The following is a 25,975-nucleotide window of genomic DNA, read 5'->3' as shown; positions in this document are numbered from 1 at the left end:
TCCGCCTATTTTGTATAATTGGTACCCCTATGACCACTGGCAACAGCACTGCAGATAGCAACATCAATAACACTCAATCAGCCAACCAACCCCAATCACAACCAGAGCCTCCATCGCCACACCAACTGTCAGCAAAGTCAGCGTTCTGTATCGCTGGACTGGTGATCCTGGTGATGGGTGTCACCATGATTCACTTTGGGTGGGTGCCACATCTGTCTTTAATACTGGTGATATGTCTGCTGCTATTAATCGGCGTGATCCGTGGTATTTCGTTTCAAGAAATGCAGGCACGAATGGCAGACGGGGTGATGAGTGGTATTGGCGCCATTTATTTGTTCTTCTTTATTGGGTTGATGGTGGCAGCGCTGATGATGTCAGGTGCTATTCCCACCTTAATGTACTTCGGCTTTGAGATTATATCGCCTCGTTATTATTACATCTCCGCTTTTGTATTGACCTCAATTATTGGTATTGCCTTAGGAAGTAGCTTGACCACTGTAGCGACCTTAGGGGTCGCTTTTATCAGTATGAGTCAGGCGTTCGATGCCAATATCGCTATTGCCGCAGGTGCAGTGGTATCAGGTGCCTTTTTTGGTGATAAGATGTCTCCGTTATCAGATACAGGCACCATCGCATCATCTGTGGTCGGTATCGATTTGTTCGAGCACTTGCGCAATATGATGTATACCACAGTGCCAGCTTGGGTTATCAGTGTGTTGTTATTTTGGGCATTATCTGGGCAGACGCATAGCGCTAATTTAAGCCAAGTGGTGTTATTACAAAACCAGTTGATTGACAGTGGCCTCGTACACACCCATGCGGTGTTACCTTTCGTGGTACTGGTACTGTTGGCGCTGTTGCGGGTTAATGCGATTTATACCATTATCTGTACTATTATAGCCGCCTTAATAGTGACCTATACTCATAGCTCACCGACGCTTGAGCAGTTGGGCGGATATTTATTCGGCGGTTATGCACCAGCAGAATCGTTGGAGCTGGGCAAAGTAGGTGGCATGCTGTCACGCGGCGGTGTGCAGAGTATGTTCTTTACTCAGACCATCGTTATCTTGGCATTAAGCTTAGGCGGCCTATTAAAGATATTAGGTATCTTACCGGCGTTGCTGGGAGGCGTGCGTGACCATTTAACCACTGCCGGCCAGGCCATCTTTGCGGCCGCTATGTCAGCACTGAGTATCAACGTGCTTATCGGTGAGCAGTATTTAAGTATCTTATTGTCAGGTACGACATTTCGATCTACCTTTGAGCGTCTACAATTGCACCCGAAGAATTTATCACGCACCATTGAAGATGCGGGTACAGTGATTAACCCATTAGTGCCTTGGAGTGTGTGTGGGGTGTTTATCAGTCAAGCACTTGGCGTGCCGGTACTTGAGTACTTACCTTATGCCTTCTTTTGTTATTTGTCGTTATTGTTAACCATTGCGTTTGGGTTTAGTGGGTTAACGATTAGTCGGATTGGGAGATAAGAAGTTTCAGTAGTAAAAAAAGCGCTAAATCATAGGATCTAGCGCTTTTTTTATTAAAATCGAGCTTTAAGTTAGCTTTATTTCATTAAGTTATACTGTGATCACTGATACTTTTCTATTCTTAATATAGATATAAACGACAGTCCCAAGAGCAATCCAGAACAGAAGGCTGAAATATGAAGGCATAGAGATATTTGAATCGAAAATAGGGGTTAATAAAAAGACTAAGAAGGCCAATGAAACTAGCATACCTATGCCACTAATTATAAAGTCAGAAGTTTTTTCGGCAATTTTATAGGCGCATAAGCAGGTCATAAAGTAGGCAATTGAGGCACCAACTGATGACAAGTCTACAAACCATAATAATGCAGTTCTTCCAAAGAAAGGTACTACCATTGCACAGACTGCAATGAAGTACATGATCCATTTGGGGATATGCACTGTACCACTCTCACTTTTCATTGGTTTAACACCGCCAATATCATAGTCCGCACTCATGCTAGTAATTAAGCGAGTAGAGCTGATGAAAAAGCCGTTTAACCCAGATACCACAGCACCAAACATAGCAATTGCTAAGAAGTAAAATACACCATTACCAACTAAAGCTTTTACAGATGCGCCAGTTGCCCACGATGAGTCGGATAGTTGTTGGTGATTGACTCCTAGAGCGGTAATGACATTCAATAAATTATAGATGATAGCACCAAAGATGATGGCTAGCATGGTCATACGTGATACTGTCTTTGAGGAGACTTTATGATCGCCAGATAATTGAGCGACAGCATCGAAACCAATAAACGCCCAAGGAGCAAAGGCAATAATTCTAATAATAGAAGATGTATTCAACTCACTCATATTAGAGCTCAGGTTATCAACTTGAGTTGAGCCAATATTGAAGAAAGCCATTACTAAAATGAGTAGTAATGAACCCAATAAAGCAAAGACTAATAGGTTTTGTGCTTGTAGCGCGCCTTTTATGCCTTTTAAATTCAAAAAGGTAAATAGGCCAATAATAGCTAAAGATACTAAGATGTCATTGAGGTAAACAGGGTAGTCAGAGACAGTGTAGAGTAAACTACCTTTCGAGTAGGCAGGGAACACAGCATCCAGAACCATAGGTACGGCAGTTGCATTGAGAGGAATGATGGAGACATAGGCCAGTAGTAGTCCCCAACCGGTTATAAAGCCCGATTTCCTACCAAGTAATTCGGTAGCAAAGCTATATTCGCCACCAGCTTTCGGGACTTTTTGCATAACTTTGGTATAACTTTTTTCGATAAAGACCAGCATCATGATAGCTATGATAAAACCGACTAGAGTATTACTGACTCCATAATCCGGTAAAAATACATTGCCAGGCAGCATAAATGCGCCCCAACCAATGACTGATCCTAATGCTATTGTAAATATCTCTTTTTTGCCTATATCTGACATATGTTAATTTTCCTTGATGTGGTTATATTTGGCTTAGGGTGTTAATGGTTAAGATTAGAAACTGCTTAATAGACATGTTGAGACTACTCCTGAGTATATGTAAACGCTAATCCAACTAATTTAGAATAAAAAAAGGTGCTATTAAGCACCTTTTAATAATTATACAGTAAAATAAGTAGTGTGGTTATAGTAACTATTAATTATTTTATAAACGTAAGAGTTTAATTAATTAAAAATTAGTATATTCAATACCTACGCCACCACCGACATCAGTCGAGTGGATATCAGAGTCTGATGCCCAAATACGACTTGAGATTTTAGTTTTTGGGTTTAGACGGTGTTCCCAAGCGACATCAACCACTTTTAGTTTGTCTGACTCAGGGAAGGCTTTGTTATTACGGTATGAATTACTACCCACTTCACCAGATTGGTTTACTTTAGCGTACTGCAGTTTAGTGGTAATAAAGTTTTGATTATCTAGCCACAGCTTGCCACCTACAGCGACGCTTTGAGTATCCCCACCAAGCGCATAACCTAGAGGGTAGCCATGCTGATAATACCCATCTGTATAAGAGCTGTGGTTGTAAGATATACCACGAACATCACCACTGGTGCGAGTATCAGTATACTCAGTATACAGCTGATAAGGAACAGTGCCTAATTGAGTCGTATTTAAGCTAGAAGCATAGTCAATACCACCAAGATACATATTCTTAGCAGGCATCGCACCAGCTTCATCTTCACCTATATATTGGGCGTAGATGCCTATAGGTTGACTAATCAGGGATGATAAGTTAGCTCTAACATCGAAGCCTCCCAGTTGATTAGATGGGCTGCCTGGCTTATTATCTTTAACACCGGTAAGTGCATCCCAAAAAGAACTGGCACTTTCTGGACGTCCTTTACCACCCCACATAAAGCTACGTGAAGCTCCAACTTCTAACCAGTCTAGTGGCTGAGCAGTTAAGCGCATCCCGATGAGCTTAGTATGATCGACAGCTTTATAGTCATCTAATTGACCCGCAAACAGTTGGTATTGCCATGGACCAATCCAACTCAGATATCGGTTATTCGGCGCTGTCTGCGTGTCACGCTGCATGGTTAGCCCCATCACTGGGATGCTAGCATCACCACGGATTAAGCTACCATCATGCCCAGGTCCCCACCAAGTCGGAATTTGCCCAGCCACTAGCCATTGGTTGGCATATTTACCCGCGATATAAGAGCCCTCAAAGCTAATATCTTCATCATCGATGAGGTCATCGTCTTTGACATTAACCTGTAAGTTAAACTCCCATTCGTCTTCACTCATCCCTGCTTGAGCACTGGCTTGGAAATCTGACATTTTGTCATCAGCAAAACTTTGTGGTAGTTGCTCTCTATCACTTTGAGCATAAGCCGACAGTTTGGTAGTGACCAGTGATTTAGGTTGTTGATCTAAAGTGTAGCGAATAGACTGTACGATCTGCTGCTGCGCTTGGGTTTGAACATTGGCATTATCTAGCGCACGATTGATCTCATTCGCAGTCATTGGCCACGTGCTGGTGCTGATCTGAATCACCCCTTGCGCTTGTAGCCAGTCAAGCTCTGACTTAAGGCTCATGTCATTCAATTGCATATTCTGTGCACTAGCAAGGCTACTGGCTAAGCCTAGGCTTACAACCAAACTAAGCTGACACAGTCTAGATGAAAAAGGAGTGGTATGAATTAGTTTATAAGTCTTCATGAAAAGCCTTAAAGTCAGTGAAGGGGTAGAGTCCGATCTTAATTGTTAAGCGCCGCTATTTTAAGGGATACTGTCGATTTTAGTAAATACTTCTTGTATCGCTTGTGTTGTCTTCTCAACTTCAGTATCCAATAGTGTCGGGTGTACAAGGAACATCAAACTGGTTTCGCCCAGCTGTTCTGCGATAGGTAATCTTGGCTCGGGACGTAATCCAGTATTATCAAACGCCTTTTCTAAATATACCTCAGAAGCTGAGCCGGAGTAGCAGGGGACGCCTAATGCATTGACTTCACTGATGATTCGATCGCGAGACCACCCTTCAGGCAAGTTTTCTGAACGGACGTAGACATACAGCTTGTAATAAGCATGTACACAGTCTTCAAAGCCGGCTATTTGTTCCATCACAGGCACATTCAGATAGCCTTTTTCTTCCCAAGGTTTGCAAGCATTAAGTATGGCTTGAGCATTTGCAGTACGTTTAGCAGTCCATTCTGGCATACGAGTCAGCTGAATACGTCCAATAACTGCTTGCATTTCAGTCAGACGCCAGTTGGTACCAAAGTTCTCATGCAACCAACGATAGCCAGGTGGGTGTTCAGTTTCATAGACTGCCTTATAGCTCTTTCCATGATCTTTATAAGCCCACATGTTACGCCACAATCGCTCATCATTGGTAGTGACCATACCGCCTTCACCGCCAGTGGTCATAATTTTATCTTGGCAGAAGCTCCAAGCACCAATATGACCGATACTACCCACACTATGGCCTTTGTATTTAGCGCCATGCGCTTGAGCACAGTCTTCAATCACATACAGATCATGTTTATCAGCCAATGCCATAATGCCATCCATATCACATGGCCAACCAGCTAAATGTACACAGACGATAGCGCGAGTTTTGTCTGTGATAACAGCAGCAATAGTTTCAGGTGAGATGTTCCCGCTATCTTCATTAATATCTGCAAATACAGGCTTAGCACCAGCGTTGACCACACTTGAGATACTGGCAATAAAAGTACGTGGCGTAACGATAACTTCATCTTCAGGCTGTAAGTCTAAGGCATGTAGCGCCAAATCAAGTGCTGTTGTACCGTTGCTGACAGCAATGGCGTATTTGCTGTCTGAAAATTGAGCAAATTCTTTTTCAAACGCACGAGCTTCAGTGCCCGTCCAGTAGTTGACTTTATTAGACAGTAATACACGACTAACGGCATCAGCTTCTTGTTTGGTAAAGCTAGGCCAAGGTTGAAAAGGGGTATTTAGCATAGTTTTTAGCCTGATTTTTATCTATTCAAAAAATATAGTAATGCTTTGCTATTTTATTTTTAATAGTCGATCACATTTTGCAAACTGCACATCTGCTTGATATTGATTATCAGTATCAAAGGTGTCTTGTTCTTTTAACCAAGATATATAAGCCCTACAAGTATTCATTCCTGCTTCATGTGAAAAAGGATAACCACCTCCAAAGCGAGGATTTAGTTCTAAGACATATAGTTCACCATTGCGCTCTAGAACATCACAATCTAGATTACCAATATGCTTTAGTTTGCTTCCGATAGTTTTTCCTATTTCATTAAAGCGCTGATCAATTACTGATATTGCTTTGTCTGTTTCGCCTGAGCGCATAGATAGCTTTTGACGAACAAAAGAGCCTTTATAATTGCCATCTAGGTCATTTAGAACATCCATTCCATACTCATCACCTGAAACTTTCTCTTGGATAAGAATAGCTTGTTCAATATCTTCTTGGCTGGCTTTAGCTAAGATCGTTCTCTCGAGCCGCAGTTTCAGTAGCTTATATGCTAACTCCAGCTCTTCTAAGCTTTCAGGAAACTCTATACCTATAGAAGCACTGCCCCATCTTGGCTTTAATACTAGAGGAAACTTTAAGGTGTTATTCTCAATAGCAGTTAAGGCGTCATGGTAGTTAGTAAATGTTAGCGGTGAGTTAAGGCCTATGTCTTTTAAGAAGAGGAAGGTTTTCCATTTATCAAAGCTAATATCAATGACTGACTCGTTAGAAACGAGTAATTTTGCTCCTGCATTCTCTATGAGAGTACGGTGTTCTGATAATATAGGTAATTCGAGATCGTTAAGCGATATTACAGCGTCAATATTATGCTTTTTAATATTATCAACGAGAGTGTTGATATAATTAGCATCATAGATAGAAGGAACAATAATTGAATGATCTGCATCAATCAAAGCAGGAGCTGAGCTTTGCATATCTGCAGCATAAACTGAACCATTACCATTTAAAGCTTCTTTAAAATAATTAATTAAGTAGTTCCTGCGACCGGCGCATGTGAATAAAATGTTCATATAATTTTGCTCTTTATGTAGAGAGTTTTTATTTAAGGTAATTTAATAAACCACCCGTATGCCAAAACAATACGTCCTCCTCCATACTGTTTAGGTAGTTCTGCATCCCATAAAAAGCTTTACCAGTATAGGTCGTATCTAAAATAAAACCGTAATACTTTAAAGAGTTTCTAGAAAGCTCAGCTATTCCAGAATTAAACTTTTCATATCCTCCAAAAAGATAATCATCAACAACTATAGTCTTTTGGCGAGGCGTAATATTATATTTAAGGCACAGTTCTTTGTAGAATTTACTGATAATAGCTTCAGCATTCTGCTTAGTTCTTGCAATGGAGATACCAATAACTGACGTATCATTAAAATCATATTTATCTAAACCGGCCATTATACCTGCTTGAGTAGACCCTGTACCTGAGGCAAGAAATATATACTTTGGTGACCAATGTGTTTTTTCTCGAAAGTCAGCTAACTCTTCAACTGCATCAATATATGCTTTTGCCCCTACCAAAGAATGACCGCCACCCCATAGATAGTAAGGGTTACCTCCTGCACTAGAGTAGCTTTGCATAGCACTATCCATGGCACTTGATATCTCAGTTGGTTCATCTACGAAAATCAATTTTGCATTGGTATCGCGCATTATTTGAGAGTTACCTTGCTGTTTAAAAAATGTCTCTTTACAACCATGCAGTACTAGTGTGCACTGTATATTGTGCTGAGCAGCATAAACAGCTGTAACTCTACAATGGTTAGAATTAATACCGCCGGTGGTAACAATTGCTGTCGAGCCTTTAGACTTTATGTCTTCTGCAATAGTAGCAATTTTTCTACCCTTATTACCGCCTCCTAAAAAAGGGTATAGGTCATCACGTAGTACAAATATGTTGTTTTGTTGATAGTTTAAGGGTTCTATTAAATTAATTTTCATATTTAAAGTCTTCTTCGTAATTTAAGAGTTCCCATTCCTCGCTTAATATAGAATAGATTCTTCTATCCTTTAGCTCTCCATTTTTTAACTTATGTTGACGCATAGTTCCTTCATAAACCATACCTATAGATTCATATAGGCGGTAGCCACTAACATTTGCACCATCAGTGAACAAGTATACTTTATTTAATTCTAAATACTCAAACCCATAAAACAAAAGCCATTTGGTTGATTTCTTTCCCCATCCCTGACCATGTAAGTTAGGATTTACCATGATATAAAGTTCTGCATGACTTGCCTGTTTATCTATAGATACTAGTCCCCCCATGGCTACAATTTCATTACCTTTAAAAAAAGTAAAATCTTGCCTATTAGTTTTAGTCTTATTAGACTCGTGCCATTTTTGGGTTTGTTCTATAGTAGCGGGTAAATCAAAATACATTGAAGTATTAATATTCGAGTTGTTTATCCAAGATACTCGGGTTTTTATATCCTCAGCGGAGAAGTTCTTAACTCGCATTTTGTTTCCTATATATATCTAAAGGTGGGAAAATATCACCTGGCACTTCAGCGATGTCTTTTTTATTAAGGACTACTAATATGGTCTTTAATATGATTTTTGCATCTAATAATAATGATTGATTTTCAGCATAGTATGTATCTAATGCCAGACGATCATCCCAATTTAGCATATTCCTACCACTGACCTGTGCTAATCCAGTAAGGCCGGGTCGTACATTATGTCGCTTTTGTTCTGCCTCGGTATAGTAGGGGATGTATCGCATGAGAAGAGGCCTTGGACCAACTATACTCATATCGCCTTTGAAAATATTCCAAAGTTCAGGCAATTCATCAAGGCTAGACTTTCTTAGGAATCGACCAAAGTCAGTCAACCTTTCGCTATCTGGCAATAGGTTACCTTCTGAATCCGTTGCATCAGTCATCGATCTAAACTTCAGCATCTCAAATGGTTCACCATTAAGACCTGGTCTGGTCTGTTTAAATAGGACTGGAGAGCCTAAGTTCTTTTTTACTTTATAAGCAGTTACAGCCAATACAGGAGATAGGGCTACTAGTGCCGCTCCACTGGCTGTTATATCAAAAATTCTTTTAATCATTTGGTTTGTTAACTCCCATTTTATCTAGCATAACTTTATTAACTTTATTAACATCAAACTTTTCTTCTGCAAGTTTTCGAGAGGCAGCTCCCATTGTCTCAATAAGACTAGGATCATGTATAAACCTCTCCATTGCATCAACAAGATCATTAACAGATTTTACAGAGACTAGAAAACCGTTCATTCCGTCGATAACAGTTTCTCTACAGCCTGGTGCATCCGTAGTAATAATAGGGCGTCCCATTGCCATAGACTCAAGGACTGTTCGAGGTGTTCCTTCTCTGTAGGAAGGCAGAACGAATACGGAGCTTTCTGCTATAGCGGGTCTAACGTCATTCAACTTACCTAAATAGTTAATGTTTCCGAGTTTGACCCATCCGTCTAGTTCTTCTTTAGCTATAGCGCTAGGGTTACTATCAATAGGACCTACCAAATTAAATTTAATAAAGGGATATTTAGCTTTGATTTTTTTTGCTGCCTCAACATATTCTCGAACCCCTTTATCAGCCAATAGTCTAGCGATTAGGAGAAAGGTGATTCTATTATCAGAGTTTATCGCAGGTAAAGGGGTAGCTTCAAATTTTTCTAAGTCTATACCAGAGCCATTAACAACAGTAGTAGGCTTATTTTCCTTAATTAGATTTAATTCTCTAAACAGATTTAAGTCATCAGGGTTTTGGAAGAAAACGTGATGTGCTTTAGCTAAAGCTTGACTATACATTTCATGTATGATTTTTTGAAATTTCGATCTTTTTCCAGTTTCCTCTACACTTTGGAATGTGTATCCGAGTCCAGTTATCAGAGCAAAACGATTTGGTACTCGATTTAGCCAGGCTGCAAGGGTTCCATATATAACTGGTTTGATTGTATAGCTGAGTACATATTGTGGTTTGATATCTCTTATAATTAGATATAGAGATTTAAGAGTATTTATATCTGATAGCGGGTTTGTACCTGTACGTTGTAGGGGTACATTATGCACAATATAACCAAGATTATTGAGCTTGGTAAGTTCGTCAGAGTTATTACTAAAGTCAGGAGCAGCGATATGTACTTCTATGTCAGCATTACTAATTGCTTCAAGTAACTTTCCTCTAAAGTTTAGTATAGAAGAAGGAGAACTAGCTATTATAAGGAATTTCATAGAGCAGTCTATTTGTAATATTAAATGTTAGTAGAAGTTTTCTTAGGTAAACCTAAATAAACCAGCAGTATAGAATATATGAATAGGTAATTTAAGACGAAAAAGGTAGAGCTATTTGTAGAAAGAGAAAGTATAGCGGTCAAAGACATCATTGATACGGCTTTAAATTTTGGATCATGCTTAGAAACTATCGATATTAATCTAATAATAAAGATTGTAAAAATAATAGCACCAATAGTTCCAAATTTAATTAATATTTCTATTAACCCGTTATGTGTTCCTAAGACGTGCCCATCAAAATCAAATTTCGCTCCACCAAAACCTAGACCAAAATAAGGTTGAGTTTTGAATCTTTCGATTGCTAGATCTAATAATACATCTCTACCATTATAACCTAAATATAATAATCGAGAACTGGACTGATTTAGGATGCTTGAAAAAGTATTAAAAACCCAGATGGATATATCAACAGCATATATTGATATTACTGTGGTAGTGCTAAGTATTAATAATAAACTTGGGAACTTTAATTTTGGAAATTTAGCAACAGTTATATAAATAATAACACTGAGTATCAAAGCCATTAGCGTACTTCTTGAGGCTGTTATGACAGCTATAAGAAATACTATGAAGATACCAGCAGCTTTAAGGCTTTTTTTATTTAATCCTAATATTACAAAAGGTAGTAACATGACTGATAGCTGGCTTGTAATATTAGGGTTCATAAATAAGCCAGGTTTTCTAAAGTCACTCCATTGAGTAAAACTAATCAAGAAAAAAGGTAAAATAAATAAAAGTATTTTCGCTAAAAATACATGCCTATTTTGTTTTAGATAGTACTGCCTCTCAGAAAGTGAAATTTGTGAAGCAATAAACAAAAAGAAAGTAACTACTATAGCTTGTATGATTGACAAAAAGTCATCTTGTAGAATCAAGTTTTGAATAACAATATATAATATTAAAAGAAAGATAAAAAAGACGTTAGTATTAAAAAACACCTTTTTGAATCTAAATAGATTGAAAAAATAAAAAAAACAAAAGTGAGCTATTAATAAAGGAACTCTTAAAATACTTAAGCTAGGAAAGCTTACGATGAAAATGATAAATATTGAGCTTATAACAAAAGAGTTAAAGCCAAAAATATTGATGTTTCTTGTGCTCATTATTTTCATTATTTAAGTAGTTCTACCTGTTAAATATAAATCATGATATTTTTCTATAATGTTTTCAATTGAATAGTTTTTTTCGACCTGTTCTTTATTTAGTTTTACCTTTTCTTCTAAAATGTTTTTTGGAGTAGTTAAATGACTATTGATGATACGAATTAGTTCATACTTGTCATTACTTTTAGTAATAGACTCTTTATCAAGTAGAACAGTTACATCACCCACATTAACACTGGCACAAGGGGTCTCTGTAAGAACTGCCTCTCCAATAACATTAGGAAAACCTTCTGTCTTAGAGTGTAAACAGAAGATATTCATTGCTTTAAGGCATTGAGGAATATCGGAACGTTGCCCTAATAATCTAAAGTTTTCTTCTAAATCATAAGACTTAATCCAAGACATTAATTCTTTATTATGTATTGTATTGTCTCTGCCTACCATAATGAACTTAAGGTTTGGTTTTTCTTTAACCAACTCAGCAGCTGTCTCTATAAACAGTTTCTGGTTTTTAACAGGATTAAATCTTCCGATTGAACCAATCACAACATCTGTTTCTTTGAGATTGTTTTGTCGTCTTATCTCAAGTCCTGCTTCTGTAGTGGTGGAAAGGGCTTTTAGATCAAATCCATTAGGTATAACAGTCATCTTGCTTTTATCATATCCAATACTAATATGGTAGTCTTTAGATACATGCGCAGCACATACAATAGTATTAGGTATTATGTAAGATAATTTTGCACATAGCTTACTAAGGTATACAGTCAGCTTAGACGCACCTTGGGAGACATCTGTAGTACGAATACCCCAAATAATATTTTTTATCCCTATACTTTTAGCCGCTAATCCCCCTAAAAAGTCAGCATGATACATCCATGTTTGAACGACATCAGGTTTCATCTTTTTGAGTAGGTTCTGTAACTGATAGATAGTTTTAGGTAGTGACTTTAATGAACTCATACCAAGATAATGAATAGCGATACCTTCATGCTGTAGCTGCTTACCGATAATACCTAAGTCTGTTAGGGAAATAATAATATGCTTAAACTCATTAGATTGTTGACTACTATGAGTTACTAAGCGCTTTAGCATTAGCTCAGCACCACCTACATTTAGGCCAATGATAATATGAACTACTTTTATCATGAGATATTCAACCAACTTGAGACCATTAAGTCGGCTTCTTCAGAACTAAATTGTTTTGTGGCACCACCAGTATAAAAAGTTATTTCTCCGAACTTTATTTCACCATTATTATTATACAAGTCGACTCGACAAAATATAAAAGGCTCTGCTATTTTTTCAGCTATTTGCAGCATTTGCTCGAGATTTTCAGGCTTTTTGGCCAAGTCAGTATCAAAGTTTGGTAAATGGACTGTAAAGTCTTGCAGATTAAATTCTCTATCATAAATATTTCTTTTAGCGTTGGGGTTATGACTTCCATCTTCTGACGCAACATCCATATCAACAAATATTAATTTTGCTTTTCCATGAAAACAGAATATCTTATAGTCAAGCAGCTTGCTTTCAGTTTCTATAAATTTTTCTACTAAAATTTTTGGTTTAATGTTTTTGTAGTTCCATTCTCGAGACTGGTAGTAGTAGTTGTTATTTAGAGCTCTATTAAACTCTGTTATAAATTTTTGTTTATCAAATTGTTCAGGGTATTCAGAGTCATAAATAGCATTAGTGCCTGAAACATGATTACATTTGATAAAGTATTTACCTTTCAAGTTTTCGAAAGGTACGTCCTCAGCTGAGTCATAGACGCCTTGGATGTCAGTTAGTATGTGCTCAAGGCCTATCTCTTTTATGTAGTCTCTAACTTTAACCTTATCACTACACTGGGTCATTAGGGGGTTGCGATAGTTTATTTTTAACCACCAGAGCTTTTCATTAAAGTATACAGGGTTATCTAGGTTTAAAGTCTTGCCAGTATTTTCTTTATAATTAATTTTAGCAACAATATCATCATTAAGTGGTTTTAATAAGCTTGTTTTAGCTGTATTTAATTGCGCATAAAGTGATTTTAGTAATTCCGACTTATGAGTCAGCTGCCGTGCTCTTTTTTTAAGTAGGTGGTACATAATTTTTAGTTCCTAATATATGCGTATAGATTTAAGCTTTTTGATGTTTTATAGCAAATAATCGCTCTTATAAGCATAGTTAGTAAAACACCAGATAGTGCTCCAAATGCAGCGAAATAATAAGTTAATAAACTAACTAATATAAAGCCTATAAAGGACGTTGCTAAGGTTATATTTCTTAACTGACGGTCTTTATTATTCACTCCTAAGCTGTTTATACCATATGCAAGATTAGCAGCAAAGATTAACGGCGCTATAGCTTGTAGGTATAATAATTTAGGATCAATAACTATACTTGAGTCTTTAAGTAAATAAGTTCCAATAACGCTCAATACCAATTGTAATATAGTTAATAGAGCAGCAGCTACAAAGATAACTCGTAAAAACGTAGAGAACCTTTTAAAGTTGCTAGCAAGAGAAGGGTAATATACCTTAGATAAAATCCCCATTGCTTGTTCCGAGATATTCATAATTTTTCGGATAATATCGTACGCAGCCACAGCTGATAAATTTGAAAAGTATCCGACAGCTAGATATGAGTAGTTATTATAAAAGTTTGGTAGTAGGATATTAATAAACATACTCCAGCCATCTATAAGCTTAGACTTAACGTCATGAACATTAAAAGTTGGTAGATGAGTAAGAAATATATATTTCTTTAAGAAGATAAAATAGACAGCTAAGCTCATCAGTTGGCCTAGTAAATAAAACCCTGGTACAAATAGAATGTCTTTCTCATCTTTTACAAGAAATATTATTAGAAAAAAAGAAAAGATCTTACCAGCCACCTCACCGCCAGCAATTTTCTTCATATCTTCAACACCCTGAAAAAACCATGCTGGAGATAAGGATGCTATAGAAACATTAGCTAAACTTATAATCAATAGAATTAAATTGTCGTGAATAAAGTTAATAAATAAGCTAAGACATAGGATTATAAAAAACGAAATTAATATTAAAATAATCTTGCAGTAGGTGATTATATAAAATGAATAGGTATTTTTTTCTTTATTAAGGTTGTTACGAGAAACTTCTCTTGTACCAGTATATACAAAGCCATAATCTATCAGTGTTCGCAAGTAAGCACTAATTGAACTAACAACAGCCAATAAGCCAACTAATTCCATCCCAATGCTTCTAATAAGATGAGGAATAATAATTAGTGGTAAAAGCATTGTGGCGGCTTTCAGTCCGCCTAAAGAGAAAATGTTTTCTATAATTTTATTATTAGCTGGGTTTTTTAAATAATTTAATAAACGCCTTATCATTTAAGCGATTCCACATACCAAGCCATGGCCTCATCAATACCTTGAGAAATATTAAACTTTGGCTCATAACCTAATAGGCTATTAGCCTTACTGACATCAGCTTGGCTATGACGTACATCACCGGGTCTAAAGTCACGATAAGTTGGCTCCTGTTCATACGTTACACCGTTGTCTGCTAACGCGGATTTAATGGCGCTAAATAGCTCATTAAGTGTCGTACGATCACCAACAGCCACATTATAAACTTGGTTGGTAGCCTCTTTATTTTGAGTTGTCGCCGCTAAGATATTAGCTTGCACTGTATTTTCGATATAGCAGAAGTCACGACTGGTCTCACCGTCGCCATTGATAAATACCGTATCATTTTTAATCATGGCAGCTGTCCACTTAGGGATTACCGCTGCATAAGCGCCATCTGGATCCTGACGACGACCAAAGACGTTGAAGTAGCGTAAGCCAACACTCTTGAAGCCATATGAACGAGCGAATACATCGGCATACAGCTCATTCACATATTTAGTTACCGCATAAGGAGATAATGGCTTACCAATTTTATCCTCTACCTTGGGTAGGCCAGGGTGATCGCCATAAGTTGAGCTGCTGGCAGCATAGGTAAAGCTCTTCACCTCTGCATCACGAGCAGCGGTTAACATGTTTAAAAAGCCTGAGATGTTAACTTCATTGGTGGTGATAGGGTCAGCTAGTGAGCGAGGAACTGAGCCAAGTGCGGCTTGATGTAGTACATAGTCTACGCCAGAGCATGCTTTTTGGCAGTCTGCAAAGTTACGAATATCACCTTCAATGAAGCTAAAGCGCTGCCACTGCTCGTTAGATACTAAGCTTTGAACTTCATCTAGGTTTTTTTGATAGCCAGTAGCAAAGTTATCCAGACCCACTACCGTTTGATTTAGCTTTAATAAAGTCTCAAGTAGGTTCGAGCCAATAAAGCCTGCCACCCCTGTAATAAGCCAGGTTTTAGGTGCAGCTACTAAATCTTGTTGAATCTTCTGGTATTGGGTCATAGTAATTTACTCTTTTTTTTAAATTTAGTTCATCTAGTATTGAGAGTTTGCTTTATAAACAAAGCTGTATTACAAGCGAATATCGCTCAGCTTACTATCAAATAGATATTTTAAATCGTATAGGACGTGATTAGATTTACCTAGCGCTCTAATTTGTTCCACACCCATTTCTACAAACTGATTATGTGCTACAGCTAAGATAATACCGTCGTAGCAATTACTCTCTAAATGAGCAATTTCATTAATAGGGCTTATACCATATTCTTGTTGAGCCTCATCAGCATCTACCCAAGGATCGTATACATCAACATCTATGTTGTATTCTTTTAGCTCATGGACGATATCAATCACTTTGGTATTACGCACATCAGGGCAGTTTTCTTTGAAACTTAAACCTAGGATGAGAACTTTTGCACCTTCAACTTGAATACGCTTTTTAATCATAGTTTTTACTAACTGAGTCACGACATATTCACCCATGCTGTCATTCAAGCGACGACCTGCCAAGATGATTTCTGGATTGTAACCAATGGCTTGAGCCTTATGAGTGAGGTAGTAAGGATCAACACCGATACAATGCCCGCCGACCAAACCTGGACGGAACGGTAAGAAGTTCCATTTTGTACCTGCCGCAGTTAATACTGCCTCAGTATCAATGTTCATTTTATTGAAGATAACCGCTAGCTCATTGATCAGGGCTATGTTGACATCACGCTGTGTATTTTCAATAACTTTAGCCGCTTCAGCTACTTTGATAGAAGGTGCTTTATGAGTGCCAGCGGTTATAATTAAGTTATAAACCTCATCGACAAAATCAGCAACTTGTGGTGTAGAACCCGCTGTTACTTTCAGAATATTGGTCACTCTATGTTCTTTATCGCCGGGATTAATACGTTCTGGGCTATAACCAGCAAAGAAGTCTTTATTAAACACTAAACCAGAGCTACGTTCCAATTCAGGGATGCAGACTTCTTCAGTGGCGCCAGGGTAGACGGTAGACTCATAAACCACAATATCGCCTGTCTTGAGTACGCTACCGATAGCAGCAGAAGCTTTCACTAAAGGCGTTAAGTCGGGCTGTTTGTATTCATCAATAGGGGTAGGTACGGTTACGATGTAAAAATTGCATTCAGCCAAATCATTAATGTTAGAGCTAAAGCTTAAGTGAGTAGCACTAGCAAGCTCTGAATCACTAACTTCTAACGTATGATCCGTACCAGAATTAAGCTCGTCTATACGAGTTTGATTGATATCAAAACCGATAACGGGTCGTTGCTTACCGAATTCAACAGCAAGTGGTAGACCAACGTAACCAAGGCCAATGACGGCAATCTTAAGATTATTATCATTCAAATTTAACATGAAGCACCTTTAAATGTGATTTATTATTTTTGATTAAGCCCACTTAAGTTTCTAAAGAGGGTATTTAAACTGATTTAGTTGGGCTGATATCCTTCTACATACTTTTTAAACTGCTGTTTTAGCCATGCCACATCATGCTGCTGGGATCGAATATTCAACTCTTCAAGTGTGGTTTCTATCTCTGTCAATGAAAAACTGTGCTCACGCGCCTGCATGATCAATGGATGCTGAGTGGATTCAATATTATCATCACCGATAATCAGCTCTTCATAAAGCTTTTCTCCAGGGCGTAATCCACTAAATACAATCTCTATATCACCCTCAGGGTGTTGCTCATCTTTTATCTGATAGCCACTTAAGTGAATCATTCGTCGCGCTAAATCGACTATTTTAACAGGATTGCCCATATCTAGCACGAATACTTCACCGCCTTGCGCCATCGCACCGGCTTGAATGACTAAGTTTGCAGCCTCAGGAATGGTCATAAAGTAACGAGTGACTTCTGGATGAGTAACTGTAATAGGACCGCCTTGAGCAATTTGCTTGGTGAATAGAGGAACTACTGATCCTGAAGATCCAAGTACATTACCAAAACGAACCATACTAATACGAATAGATTGAACACTGGACTGAGAGTTTTGCTTGGCAGCTAACTCATTACTAAAACCTTGGCATACTAATTCCGCTAAGCGTTTTGAAGCGCCCATGATGTTGGTAGGGCGAACTGCCTTATCAGTTGATATGAGCACGAAGGTTTCAACACCTGAGTCTGTAGCTGCCTTTACACAGTGGTATGTGCCCTTAGCGTTGTTAACCGCACCTTCAAAGGGGTTAAATTCGACAATAGGCACATGCTTATAAGCCGCTGCATGATACACGGTTTGGATGTTATGTTTATTAAATATCTTATATAGTCTGTCAGCATTAGTAACATTACCTAATAACGCAAAAATTTCAACAGATTGGCTTTCAGGATGCTGTTTTTGCCAAGACAGTAGTTCTTGATGGATCGCGTATAGTGCATATTCAGATAACTCGTATAATACGAGACACTTAGGTTGGTGCTTTATGATTTGTCGACACAGCTCACTACCAATAGAGCCCCCGGCACCGGTGACCAATACATTTTTACCAGTAATGTTTTGTCTTAGCAGTTGTTCGTTAGGCTCGACAGTTTGGCGGTCCAGTACGTCAAGGATATCAACTCGGCGCATGGTGCTGACAGTCACTTTGCCTTCGGCGATATCTTGCAAACTTGGTAGCTCTTTAATTTTGACAGATAAATTAGTTAGGTCATTAATGATTTCACGACGACGTTGACGACTGACTGAGGGCATGGCTAAAAACACTTGCACTACATCTAGTTCATCCACTAGCGCTTCAATATTGTTAGCTTTGTAAATCTTTTTTCCCAATATATGACCACCTGTTAGGCGGGTATCATCATCAACAAAGGCAACGACTTCATAGCGAGGTGAGTCTTGTAAGGCATCGAGCAAGGCAGTACCAGAGATACCAGCACCATAGATAATTACTTTATCGCTAACTTGATTTGGTGATGAGTGGTACTGGCTGTTCTGATAGATAGGTTTGCCTTGTAAACGCAATAGGAGATCGCGTAAAAATAAACGACTACCCCATAGCCAGATGAACAGCATAAATAGATATAACAGTGGCACCGACCTAGGGATACTGGTAATACCATCAAGTATAAAGACCAGTGCATATAACATTATAATTACGACGAATAACAACAGAACGCGTCGCATATCGGTATCGAAAAAAATGCGAGTCACACCGCGATAAAAGCCTATCGCATACAGCCCAGCGACAGGTATAAGAGCATAAAAGGCAACCAACACTGGACTGGCATTGACATCTAACATGCCTTGGCGTAATGAAAGCGCCAAAAACAAACACAAAATTGACACTATGTAATCGCCAATAAATAAAATAGCTTGCTTCGCAGGCCGTGGTAAGCCCAGCAATAAAGAAGCTACCTTATTAGCTGTTTTATGTGTTAAGTCTTTACGACTGGTGTGGCTAGTTTTATCAGGTTCTATCATGGCATAACTACTACTGTGTTAACATGATTGCTATATGAAAAGAGGAGCCACAGATATCCATAGTACATCGATAGAAGTGACTGTGTGAGGGTGGTTCGTTGAATAGGCAAGTCATACTTTATAGTTCAATAGTGGTATTCACCTATTAATGACTATTATAGATTATTTAAGCTAAAATAGCAGTCGCTGAGTATAAAGTCAGCGACTTGTTCTAAAAGTAGATAAATTGAGTATCATTAATCTTTCGTATTGCTATAGGCGTAGCTATAGTGATAACTGTATTTACTCGTAATGCTTTGTACCACATCGTTTAATACGATACCATCCACTTCGATATGTGCCTTATGCATTTGTCTAATGGCATAACTCAATTGGCCTTCAACCGAATGGTTATAGCGAGTGACCATAAGCACTTTGTCTGCATACTGAGCAGTAACAATAGCATCAGATACGGCCAATACTGGAGGCGTATCGATAAGCACGTAGTCATAAATAGCGACTAACTGTGACAGCATTTGTGCAAATTTATCGGTAGATAATAACGATGCTGGATTGCTTGGGTGCTTACCGCGTGGCATAAAGTCAATAAACTCAAAGCTAGTTGGATGGATAAAGTTAGCCAGTGTTGCATCCTTATCTGTTAGATAGTCACCTAAGCCATTGGTTTGTGGAACGGTGAAGATATGGTGTAACTCGCCACGACGCATGTCACCATCAATAATCAACACCTTTTTATTTAACTGCGAGAAGGTCTCGGCTAAATTAGAAGAGATAAACGACTTACCGATACCTGGCGACTCACCTGAAATAATAATAACCTTGCCTTGTTTGTTGGCTTGTTGAGTCGTTTCATTTACCAATGTACTATCTGCAAACAAGCTTGCCACTTTGCTTTGTTTTGGCATAGCAAACATCAGTGAGGTACGTAAACTTTTAATACCTTCATAGCTTAAACCATCATGGTCTACCATGGCTAATAGGCGACGGTTTTTATTATTGTTTTTGGTTAAGCTAAGCGCTGTCTTTGAGCGAGGAATGGTCGCCAATACCGGAACCCCAGTTTTTTGCTCCAAACGTTCGGGGTCTTTAACTGTGTTACGCAATAAGCTTTTAATAAATACAAGCAGTGTGCCTAGCATGGTACCCAACAGTAGAGACAATACCCAAATTTGTAATTTTTTGGGTGCAATGGGTTGATAGGTATTAATTGGTGTATCTACCACACGCACATAGCCAATCTCTCCAGCATGTGCAATTTTTAGTTGCTCATAGTTTTTGAGCATGGTCAAGTAGATTTCACGGTTAATCTCACTGTCTTGAGACAGTTGTAAAAACTCGCGCTGAACTTCAGGCATTCTTTCAATGGTTTCTTTAATTTCTGTACGTCGTTCGTTGAGTATATTTAACTGTTCATTAATTTGTAAAACCAATGGATGCTCATTGGTATAAAAGGTCAATAGTTCAGCTTTTTTGAGGTTTAATTCACTTAATTGCTGTTCAAGTTTAGAGCTTTCAGTTAGTAGAATTTCAGCCTCTTTTGTAACGTCAATAGTGCCATATTGTTCACGAAACTTGTTAAATGCTTCTTCAGACTGCTCAAGCTTTTCCTTTAACTGTGGAATCTGAGACTCCATAAATTTAATAGTTGTTGTCGTTTGCTCAGAGCCACGTGATAGGTTTTGATCGACATAAGACTGCACTACTTCACTAAGTACGCGGCTTACTTGAGTTTGATTGGAGCCAGTCATCGTCAGCTGTACAATTCCTGTCTGTTTGCCACGTTCTGTAACAGATAAAGCGCTGTTTAAGCTATCAATAGCTCTTGGTGTTGATAGTTTGCGGATGTTAATTGCATGACCTGCTGCAGGTAGTGAGGCCACTTCAATTGAGATGTCGCCCTCAGGGGTGCTAAAGTTAACAGACTCACCAAGCTTACCAGAAATAATAATATTACCTTTAACTTTATCTTCATGGCTTAATTTGAACCCAGACTCAGTCTTGACTAAACTAAAGTTCTTATTTTGATAAGCAAATGGCATGTCAAGTTGCTTAACTTCAACCATGCCAGATTGAGTATTTAGCGTTACACTTTCAGCCGTACTGCTTTGGCTAGGTATCCCGGCTTGAGCAATACGATCAAAAGCATTAATTTCAGCATCACTAACACGAATATCTAAGTGTAACTGTTTTACTACAGGTTCAAGTACCATACGTGACTTGATTAGCTCTCGCTCGGTCTCGGCAGGACTGGCCTCCGCCCCGACCAACTCAGAAATATTAGCTCCAAGCGCAGCAATGCCTTGAGATTTTTGATCGATTTGAATCAGGGCATCTGTCTGATAAGTGGGCTGTGCATAACGGCTATAGGTGACACCTAAGATAAGGCCAAGAGAAGCACAAGCAACAATGGTTTTCCATCCACGTAGTAATGTCATTAATAGGGCAATCAGATCGATCTCATCGTCATGTTGAGTGGTGTCGGTTGCAACAGTATTTGGCACGGATTTGCTCATAAAGTTTCGCTATCGTTCAATCGTTAAGTATTAGGTATCAATTAACAAGTATTAATATAGAGTGTTCGTTTGGCTTTAGCTAGTCCAGCTTATCCTGCCACTGTTCAATACCACGCACAATATCTTGGTAGGCTTGTTGAAAGGCGCTCATTTCATTTTTATAAGGATCAGCGATATCATTACCTTGCCAGTGACCAAGCTTAAACGTTTTACCGCGACAAAATGGCCAACGCTCTTCTATCCACCTATTTTGGCCATCAGACATGGTAAAGATCAGATCGGCTTTATGAGCCAACGCTTCATCCATTTGTTTTGCAACATGATTAGTGATGTCGATATCAATATCTTGCATAATTTTAATAGATGCAGGGTCGGCAGGATGACCGACTAGGGCACCGATACCGGCTGAGTCAATGTGCTTATTTGGGAAGCGCTGTTTTAAAAGAGCTTCTGCCATTGGACTGCGGCAAATATTGCCGATACAAACCACTAAAATATTGTCAAATGCCATAACGTAAACTCAAAACCTTGGTTGATTACTATTTAGACGTTGTAAGTATAAACAAGATAATTATCTCAGCCTATCTAATGCATATGCAGAAGGTAATACCGACCCGATAAATCTTGACCAACGTGTTAATCCAGTAGGATCTACATAGATAATATCATTCGGTTGCATTTCAAAACGGTTAGCCAATGCTAAGTTAGTAACCGACTGTAGATTAGCATGGTAAATATCAGTATAAGAAGTTTGACCGTGGTCACGCACAACAAAAAGCTTCGCTGCGTCGGCAGTACGGGCATCTAGTCCTTGTACCTCACCTAATACTTGGGCTAGGCTAAGCCCCTGATCGGGTATTTCTACTGGCTTAATACTACCAAACTCACCTAGCACATAAACACGATTGCGACTTCGATTATTAACATGGATAGCATCCCCATCTTGTAAATAAATTTGGTTGGCTGGAATCCCCATTGCTTGTAAGTCACGCAATCCAAGTAGGTATTGCTGCCCATCGCGAATAAGCGTAACGTTATTTGAATCTCCAACTGCAGTTACCCCACCAGCTAATGAGATGGCACTATAAAGAGTGGCAGGCGCATCATCGATGGTAAACTCACCAGGTTGACGAACTTCGCCATCAATAAAAAATTTATTGCCGCGGTAGTTAACAATTTTAACCTGTGGATCAGGATATTTTAGATAACGTTGTAACTTGCTGCGCAGCGAGTTTGTAAATTGATTTACTGTTAGTCCACTGGCTTTAATTCGACCTATGAGTGGGAACTGTATGTAACCTTGCTGATCTACTGGATAGCCTGCAGCAAAAGGGTTAGATGCATTGGCATTATTGTTACTACTACTGGATGGTGTAATCTCTGGATAACCAATTAAGTTAATACTTAAGATATCGCTGCTACTGATACGATACTCACCACCGCGGGTTGAGCGTAACAGCTCACGCACACGTGCATTTTTTTGTCCCAGTGAGGGATGGTTATTATTGGCTGCACTATACGCATTCGATGCTGGTAAATTAGCCAAGCTTAATGGCTGTATATTAAACTGCATACCGTTATCAGCAATAAAGGTGCCTTGAGGTGGTAGTTCACCAGATTGTAAGCCAGGATTGATAGTGGCACAACCGGATGTTAACCCGATCATTACTGCTAGAGTGGTGCTGGCTAATAAGGATTTAGGGCGGCGTAAAACATTCATGTGAAATTGTCTACCTTGTTACTTTACTGTTGTATGGCTGGTGATGCGCTACCTTGGGGTATTGCTAAGATGGAGTTGCTAACGAACAGCATTCATGCTATTGCAGAGCATTGTGTTTAGTATTTTAACACTAAATTAAGTGAACTGTCTCAATATGACCATGTGGTGCTATAAAAAAGCATTACCATATTAGCATAACGTTGATTATAGTAGGGAATTATGACAAAAAACGAGCGCTCTGATCAGAGTTATGATAAGAACTACCACCAATCAGGGTCTTGGTTTGAACCAATATCCTCTAGTCTGTTGTGTTTATTGCCGAGGTGTCTATTATTACCATTTGGCTGCATCTGAGCTTGAGTAGTGGCTTCGAAGTTAACACAGTCTGCCGGCACCTCACTAATAAAGCGTGATATCTTATCAAAAAATCCGGCAAAGCTCGAGAAGTAGTTGGGTGCTGTCAAGTACAGATGGGTCTTAGCACGGCTACAAGCAACGTAGAACAACTTGCGCTCTTCTTCTATTGATTCAAAATCATCCAATGAGCGATGGTGCGGCATCATGCCATCGATTAGCGCGTTGATAAAGACCACTGGCCACTCTAAACCTTTGGCACTATGAATGGTAGAGATGGTTACTGCATCTTTATCCTCTGGCGCCGAGGGGTCAAAGGCAGCGACCGAGTCATTAGGTGGATCAAGTGCCAAGCTTTCCAAAAAGCGATCAATGCTGCTGTGCTCTTGTGCCAAGCTTTTCAATACCCGAAAATCTTCGGCTCGCTCACGCCAATTGTCCTCAAGTGCCTGTAACACAGGGATATAAAAATCAATCAGTGCGTCAATCATTTCAGCCACAGCATCGGTCTGTTCGGCCTTGGTTAGCACATGATATAGCTCAATGAGATGCTCATTTTTCTTATTCAGTTTAGGATCAAGCAGCGGCTGCAGCGAATTGCCTTGTTGTATGAATGCTTGGGTTAGCTTAGTAGCGGTCACTTCGCCAATGCCTTTAAACAAGGTTAAGATGCGATGCCACGCAATGGTGTCATTGGGGTTGTGTAGTATCTTCACCAACGCCAACACATCTTTGATATGGCGCTTTTCTAAAAACTTAATGCCACCCACCACGATAAAGGGAATACCGCGCTTCATAAACTCAAGTTGGATATGGCTAGACTGAAACGAAGTGCGTCCTAATACCGCAAAATCATTGTAACCGTAGTCGTACTCCGACTTTAGCTCGAGTAAGGTGTCCGCGATATATTTGGCCTCAGCAGCCTCATCACTACGGCGACAAAATACTGGTCTTTGCCCATTAACCGGTAGCTCAGAAAACAGTCTTTTTTGATAACCCAAGGTAATTTGATCGGATAGAGCGTTGACGTACGACAATATGGCTGGCGTGCTGCGATAGTTCTGTTCAAGTTTAATCAGCTTAGCCTGTGGATAGCTGTCTGAGAATAACAAGATATTTTCATAACTGGCACCACGAAAAGCATAAATACTTTGGTTGTCATCACCGACCACCATCAACGACACTTGCTCAGGCTGACAGATATAATCAATTAGCTGCTTTTGCGGAATATTGGTATCTTGATACTCATCCACCATCACGTAGCGATAGGTATCTTGCAGAAGTTTACGAAACTGAAGATTGATTTTCAGGTGCTTAACTACCTGCGAGATGATGTCATCAAAGTCATATAAATGATGGGTTCGCTTATACTTATGATAATCCTTAGCCAACTGTTCTATGGCATCAGCATGTATCATTAAGTCCGGATATTCAGACTCAATTAAGTCATGAATTAGGATATGACGATTGCGCGCGGTAGAGATAATCTTTTGTAGCCGCTGCTTACGCGGAAAAGCTTGTTTGCTTTGTGCGCTGGTCGGTTTGGTTTTGGACGAACTGGTGGTATAACCTTTTTCTTTACGAATCAAATCAATCGCATCTTCGCTATCACCAGTATCCAAAATGCTAAATCTTGGATTAATACCCAGTAACCCAGAATAGCGACGCAGCAGCATGTTACAAAAAGAATGGAAGGTACCGCTGGTGATGTCATTGATATTTTGACCATCTTCTAAACGGTCACCAAGTAAGGTTTTGACTCGCGCTTTAATCTCATTGGCCGCTTTGCGGGTAAAGGTCAGCAATAAGATACTACGTGGCGCAGCGCCTTTTTCGATGAGATAACTGGTACGGTAGGTCAGGGTTTTGGTTTTGCCTGAGCCAGCACCGGCGATCACTAGTACTTTACCCTCGATGGTGGTCGCAGCCAAATATTGGCTTGGATTGAGCTCAGTTAGATAGTCAACTTCAGGGTCGGTGGCAGAAGTGAGTTTATTGATTGATTCGGATGAGTCTGGCGTAGAAGATTGAGCTGTGTCTGACTTTTTAGATAGCGGCTTATTTGATAAAGGCTGGTTAGATGAAGATTGATCAGATAATGACTGGGGCGTGATTAAGTTGGCCTCCAGTGCTGCAATAGACTGGCTTAAGTGATCAATCTTGGTTCTGACATCCTTATGCAGTTGCGGGTAGCTATAAGGGGTCAGGTCTAATAAAGTATCAGTCATGGCATCCGTATCAAGTGGTCAGTGTTTATT

The 25,975-nt window shown here is 39.1% G+C and carries 20 protein-coding genes; 1 reads left to right on the top strand and 19 read right to left on the bottom strand.

Annotated features, from left to right (window positions below; genetic code table 11):
* The first annotated feature begins 29 nt into the window (after positions 1 to 29).
* Entirely contained in the window at positions 30 to 1,487 is a 1,458-nt protein-coding gene (locus A6J60_RS06255; RefSeq protein ID WP_096065216.1) for a Na+/H+ antiporter NhaC family protein, read from the top strand.
* A 90-nt stretch (positions 1,488 to 1,577) separates the two neighbouring features.
* Here the strand turns inward: A6J60_RS06255 and A6J60_RS06250 are convergent, their stop codons facing one another.
* The 19 genes from A6J60_RS06250 to A6J60_RS06160 form a co-directional block, all read right to left on the bottom strand.
* Positions 1,578 to 2,921 carry an APC family permease gene (locus tag A6J60_RS06250; RefSeq protein WP_096065215.1) on the bottom strand — a complete coding sequence of 448 codons (1,344 nt, stop codon included), beginning with the start codon at positions 2,919 to 2,921 and terminating at the stop codon, positions 1,578 to 1,580.
* Between the two features lie 229 nt (positions 2,922 to 3,150).
* Complete coding sequence (locus A6J60_RS06245) at positions 3,151 to 4,647, bottom strand: capsule assembly Wzi family protein (protein ID WP_096065214.1); 1,497 nt, start codon at positions 4,645 to 4,647, stop codon at positions 3,151 to 3,153.
* Positions 4,648 to 4,707: 60 nt separating this feature from the next.
* On the bottom strand, positions 4,708 to 5,913 hold the full coding sequence (locus tag A6J60_RS06240; protein WP_096065213.1) for a DegT/DnrJ/EryC1/StrS family aminotransferase: 1,206 nt from the start codon (positions 5,911 to 5,913) through the stop codon (positions 4,708 to 4,710).
* A gap of 48 nt (positions 5,914 to 5,961) precedes the next feature.
* The gene (locus A6J60_RS06235) at positions 5,962 to 6,972 is read right to left on the bottom strand and encodes an ATP-grasp domain-containing protein (RefSeq protein ID WP_096065212.1); all 1,011 of its coding nucleotides are present in this window, start codon (positions 6,970 to 6,972) and stop codon (positions 5,962 to 5,964) included.
* Positions 6,973 to 7,000: 28 nt separating this feature from the next.
* Positions 7,001 to 7,900, bottom strand: coding sequence for a 1-aminocyclopropane-1-carboxylate deaminase/D-cysteine desulfhydrase (locus tag A6J60_RS06230; protein ID WP_096065211.1), 900 nt, complete (start codon positions 7,898 to 7,900; stop codon positions 7,001 to 7,003).
* Complete coding sequence (locus tag A6J60_RS06225; protein WP_102993960.1) at positions 7,890 to 8,420, bottom strand: GNAT family N-acetyltransferase; 531 nt, start codon at positions 8,418 to 8,420, stop codon at positions 7,890 to 7,892. The genes A6J60_RS06230 and A6J60_RS06225 overlap by 11 nt, the downstream gene beginning before the upstream one ends.
* Positions 8,410 to 9,018 carry a sugar transferase gene (locus tag A6J60_RS06220; RefSeq protein WP_096065208.1) on the bottom strand — a complete coding sequence of 203 codons (609 nt, stop codon included), beginning with the start codon at positions 9,016 to 9,018 and terminating at the stop codon, positions 8,410 to 8,412. The genes A6J60_RS06225 and A6J60_RS06220 overlap by 11 nt, the downstream gene beginning before the upstream one ends.
* Positions 9,011 to 10,162 carry a glycosyltransferase family 4 protein gene (locus A6J60_RS06215; RefSeq protein ID WP_096065207.1) on the bottom strand — a complete coding sequence of 384 codons (1,152 nt, stop codon included), beginning with the start codon at positions 10,160 to 10,162 and terminating at the stop codon, positions 9,011 to 9,013. Before A6J60_RS06215 ends, A6J60_RS06220 begins: the two co-directional genes overlap by 8 nt.
* 20 nt (positions 10,163 to 10,182) lie before the next feature.
* Positions 10,183 to 11,076: an O-antigen ligase family protein gene (locus A6J60_RS06210; RefSeq protein ID WP_127891434.1), complete on the bottom strand. Its 894-nt coding sequence runs from the start codon at positions 11,074 to 11,076 to the stop codon at positions 10,183 to 10,185.
* A 261-nt stretch (positions 11,077 to 11,337) separates the two neighbouring features.
* Positions 11,338 to 12,471: a glycosyltransferase family 4 protein gene (locus A6J60_RS06205; RefSeq protein WP_096065205.1), complete on the bottom strand. Its 1,134-nt coding sequence runs from the start codon at positions 12,469 to 12,471 to the stop codon at positions 11,338 to 11,340.
* Entirely contained in the window at positions 12,468 to 13,412 is a 945-nt protein-coding gene (locus A6J60_RS06200) for an ATP-grasp fold amidoligase family protein (RefSeq protein WP_096065204.1), read from the bottom strand. The genes A6J60_RS06205 and A6J60_RS06200 overlap by 4 nt, the downstream gene beginning before the upstream one ends.
* 5 nt (positions 13,413 to 13,417) lie before the next feature.
* On the bottom strand, positions 13,418 to 14,680 hold the full coding sequence (locus tag A6J60_RS06195) for an oligosaccharide flippase family protein (protein ID WP_096065203.1): 1,263 nt from the start codon (positions 14,678 to 14,680) through the stop codon (positions 13,418 to 13,420).
* Entirely contained in the window at positions 14,677 to 15,702 is a 1,026-nt protein-coding gene (locus A6J60_RS06190; RefSeq protein WP_096065202.1) for an NAD-dependent epimerase/dehydratase family protein, read from the bottom strand. Before A6J60_RS06190 ends, A6J60_RS06195 begins: the two co-directional genes overlap by 4 nt.
* Positions 15,703 to 15,771: 69 nt before the next feature.
* Positions 15,772 to 17,064, bottom strand: coding sequence for a Vi polysaccharide biosynthesis UDP-N-acetylglucosamine C-6 dehydrogenase TviB (tviB, locus tag A6J60_RS06185; protein ID WP_096065201.1), 1,293 nt, complete (start codon positions 17,062 to 17,064; stop codon positions 15,772 to 15,774).
* A gap of 74 nt (positions 17,065 to 17,138) precedes the next feature.
* The gene (locus A6J60_RS06180; RefSeq protein WP_096065200.1) at positions 17,139 to 19,130 is read right to left on the bottom strand and encodes a polysaccharide biosynthesis protein; all 1,992 of its coding nucleotides are present in this window, start codon (positions 19,128 to 19,130) and stop codon (positions 17,139 to 17,141) included.
* 236 nt (positions 19,131 to 19,366) lie between these two features.
* A complete protein-coding gene (locus A6J60_RS06175) occupies positions 19,367 to 21,643 on the bottom strand; it encodes a polysaccharide biosynthesis tyrosine autokinase (RefSeq protein ID WP_096065199.1) in 2,277 nt (758 codons plus the stop codon).
* Between the two features lie 79 nt (positions 21,644 to 21,722).
* Positions 21,723 to 22,154 carry a low molecular weight protein-tyrosine-phosphatase gene (locus A6J60_RS06170; protein WP_096065198.1) on the bottom strand — a complete coding sequence of 144 codons (432 nt, stop codon included), beginning with the start codon at positions 22,152 to 22,154 and terminating at the stop codon, positions 21,723 to 21,725.
* Between the two features lie 60 nt (positions 22,155 to 22,214).
* Positions 22,215 to 23,363 carry a polysaccharide biosynthesis/export family protein gene (locus A6J60_RS06165; protein ID WP_096065197.1) on the bottom strand — a complete coding sequence of 383 codons (1,149 nt, stop codon included), beginning with the start codon at positions 23,361 to 23,363 and terminating at the stop codon, positions 22,215 to 22,217.
* A gap of 260 nt (positions 23,364 to 23,623) precedes the next feature.
* On the bottom strand, positions 23,624 to 25,945 hold the full coding sequence (locus tag A6J60_RS06160) for an ATP-dependent helicase (RefSeq protein WP_193778031.1): 2,322 nt from the start codon (positions 25,943 to 25,945) through the stop codon (positions 23,624 to 23,626).
* Positions 25,946 to 25,975: the final 30 nt, after the last annotated feature.

This window comes from Psychrobacter sp. FDAARGOS_221, assembly GCF_002313155.2.
Classification (GTDB): domain Bacteria; phylum Pseudomonadota; class Gammaproteobacteria; order Pseudomonadales; family Moraxellaceae; genus Psychrobacter.
Note: the sequence above shows the minus strand (reverse complement) of the source record. Positions and strands in the feature narration are given on the sequence as shown.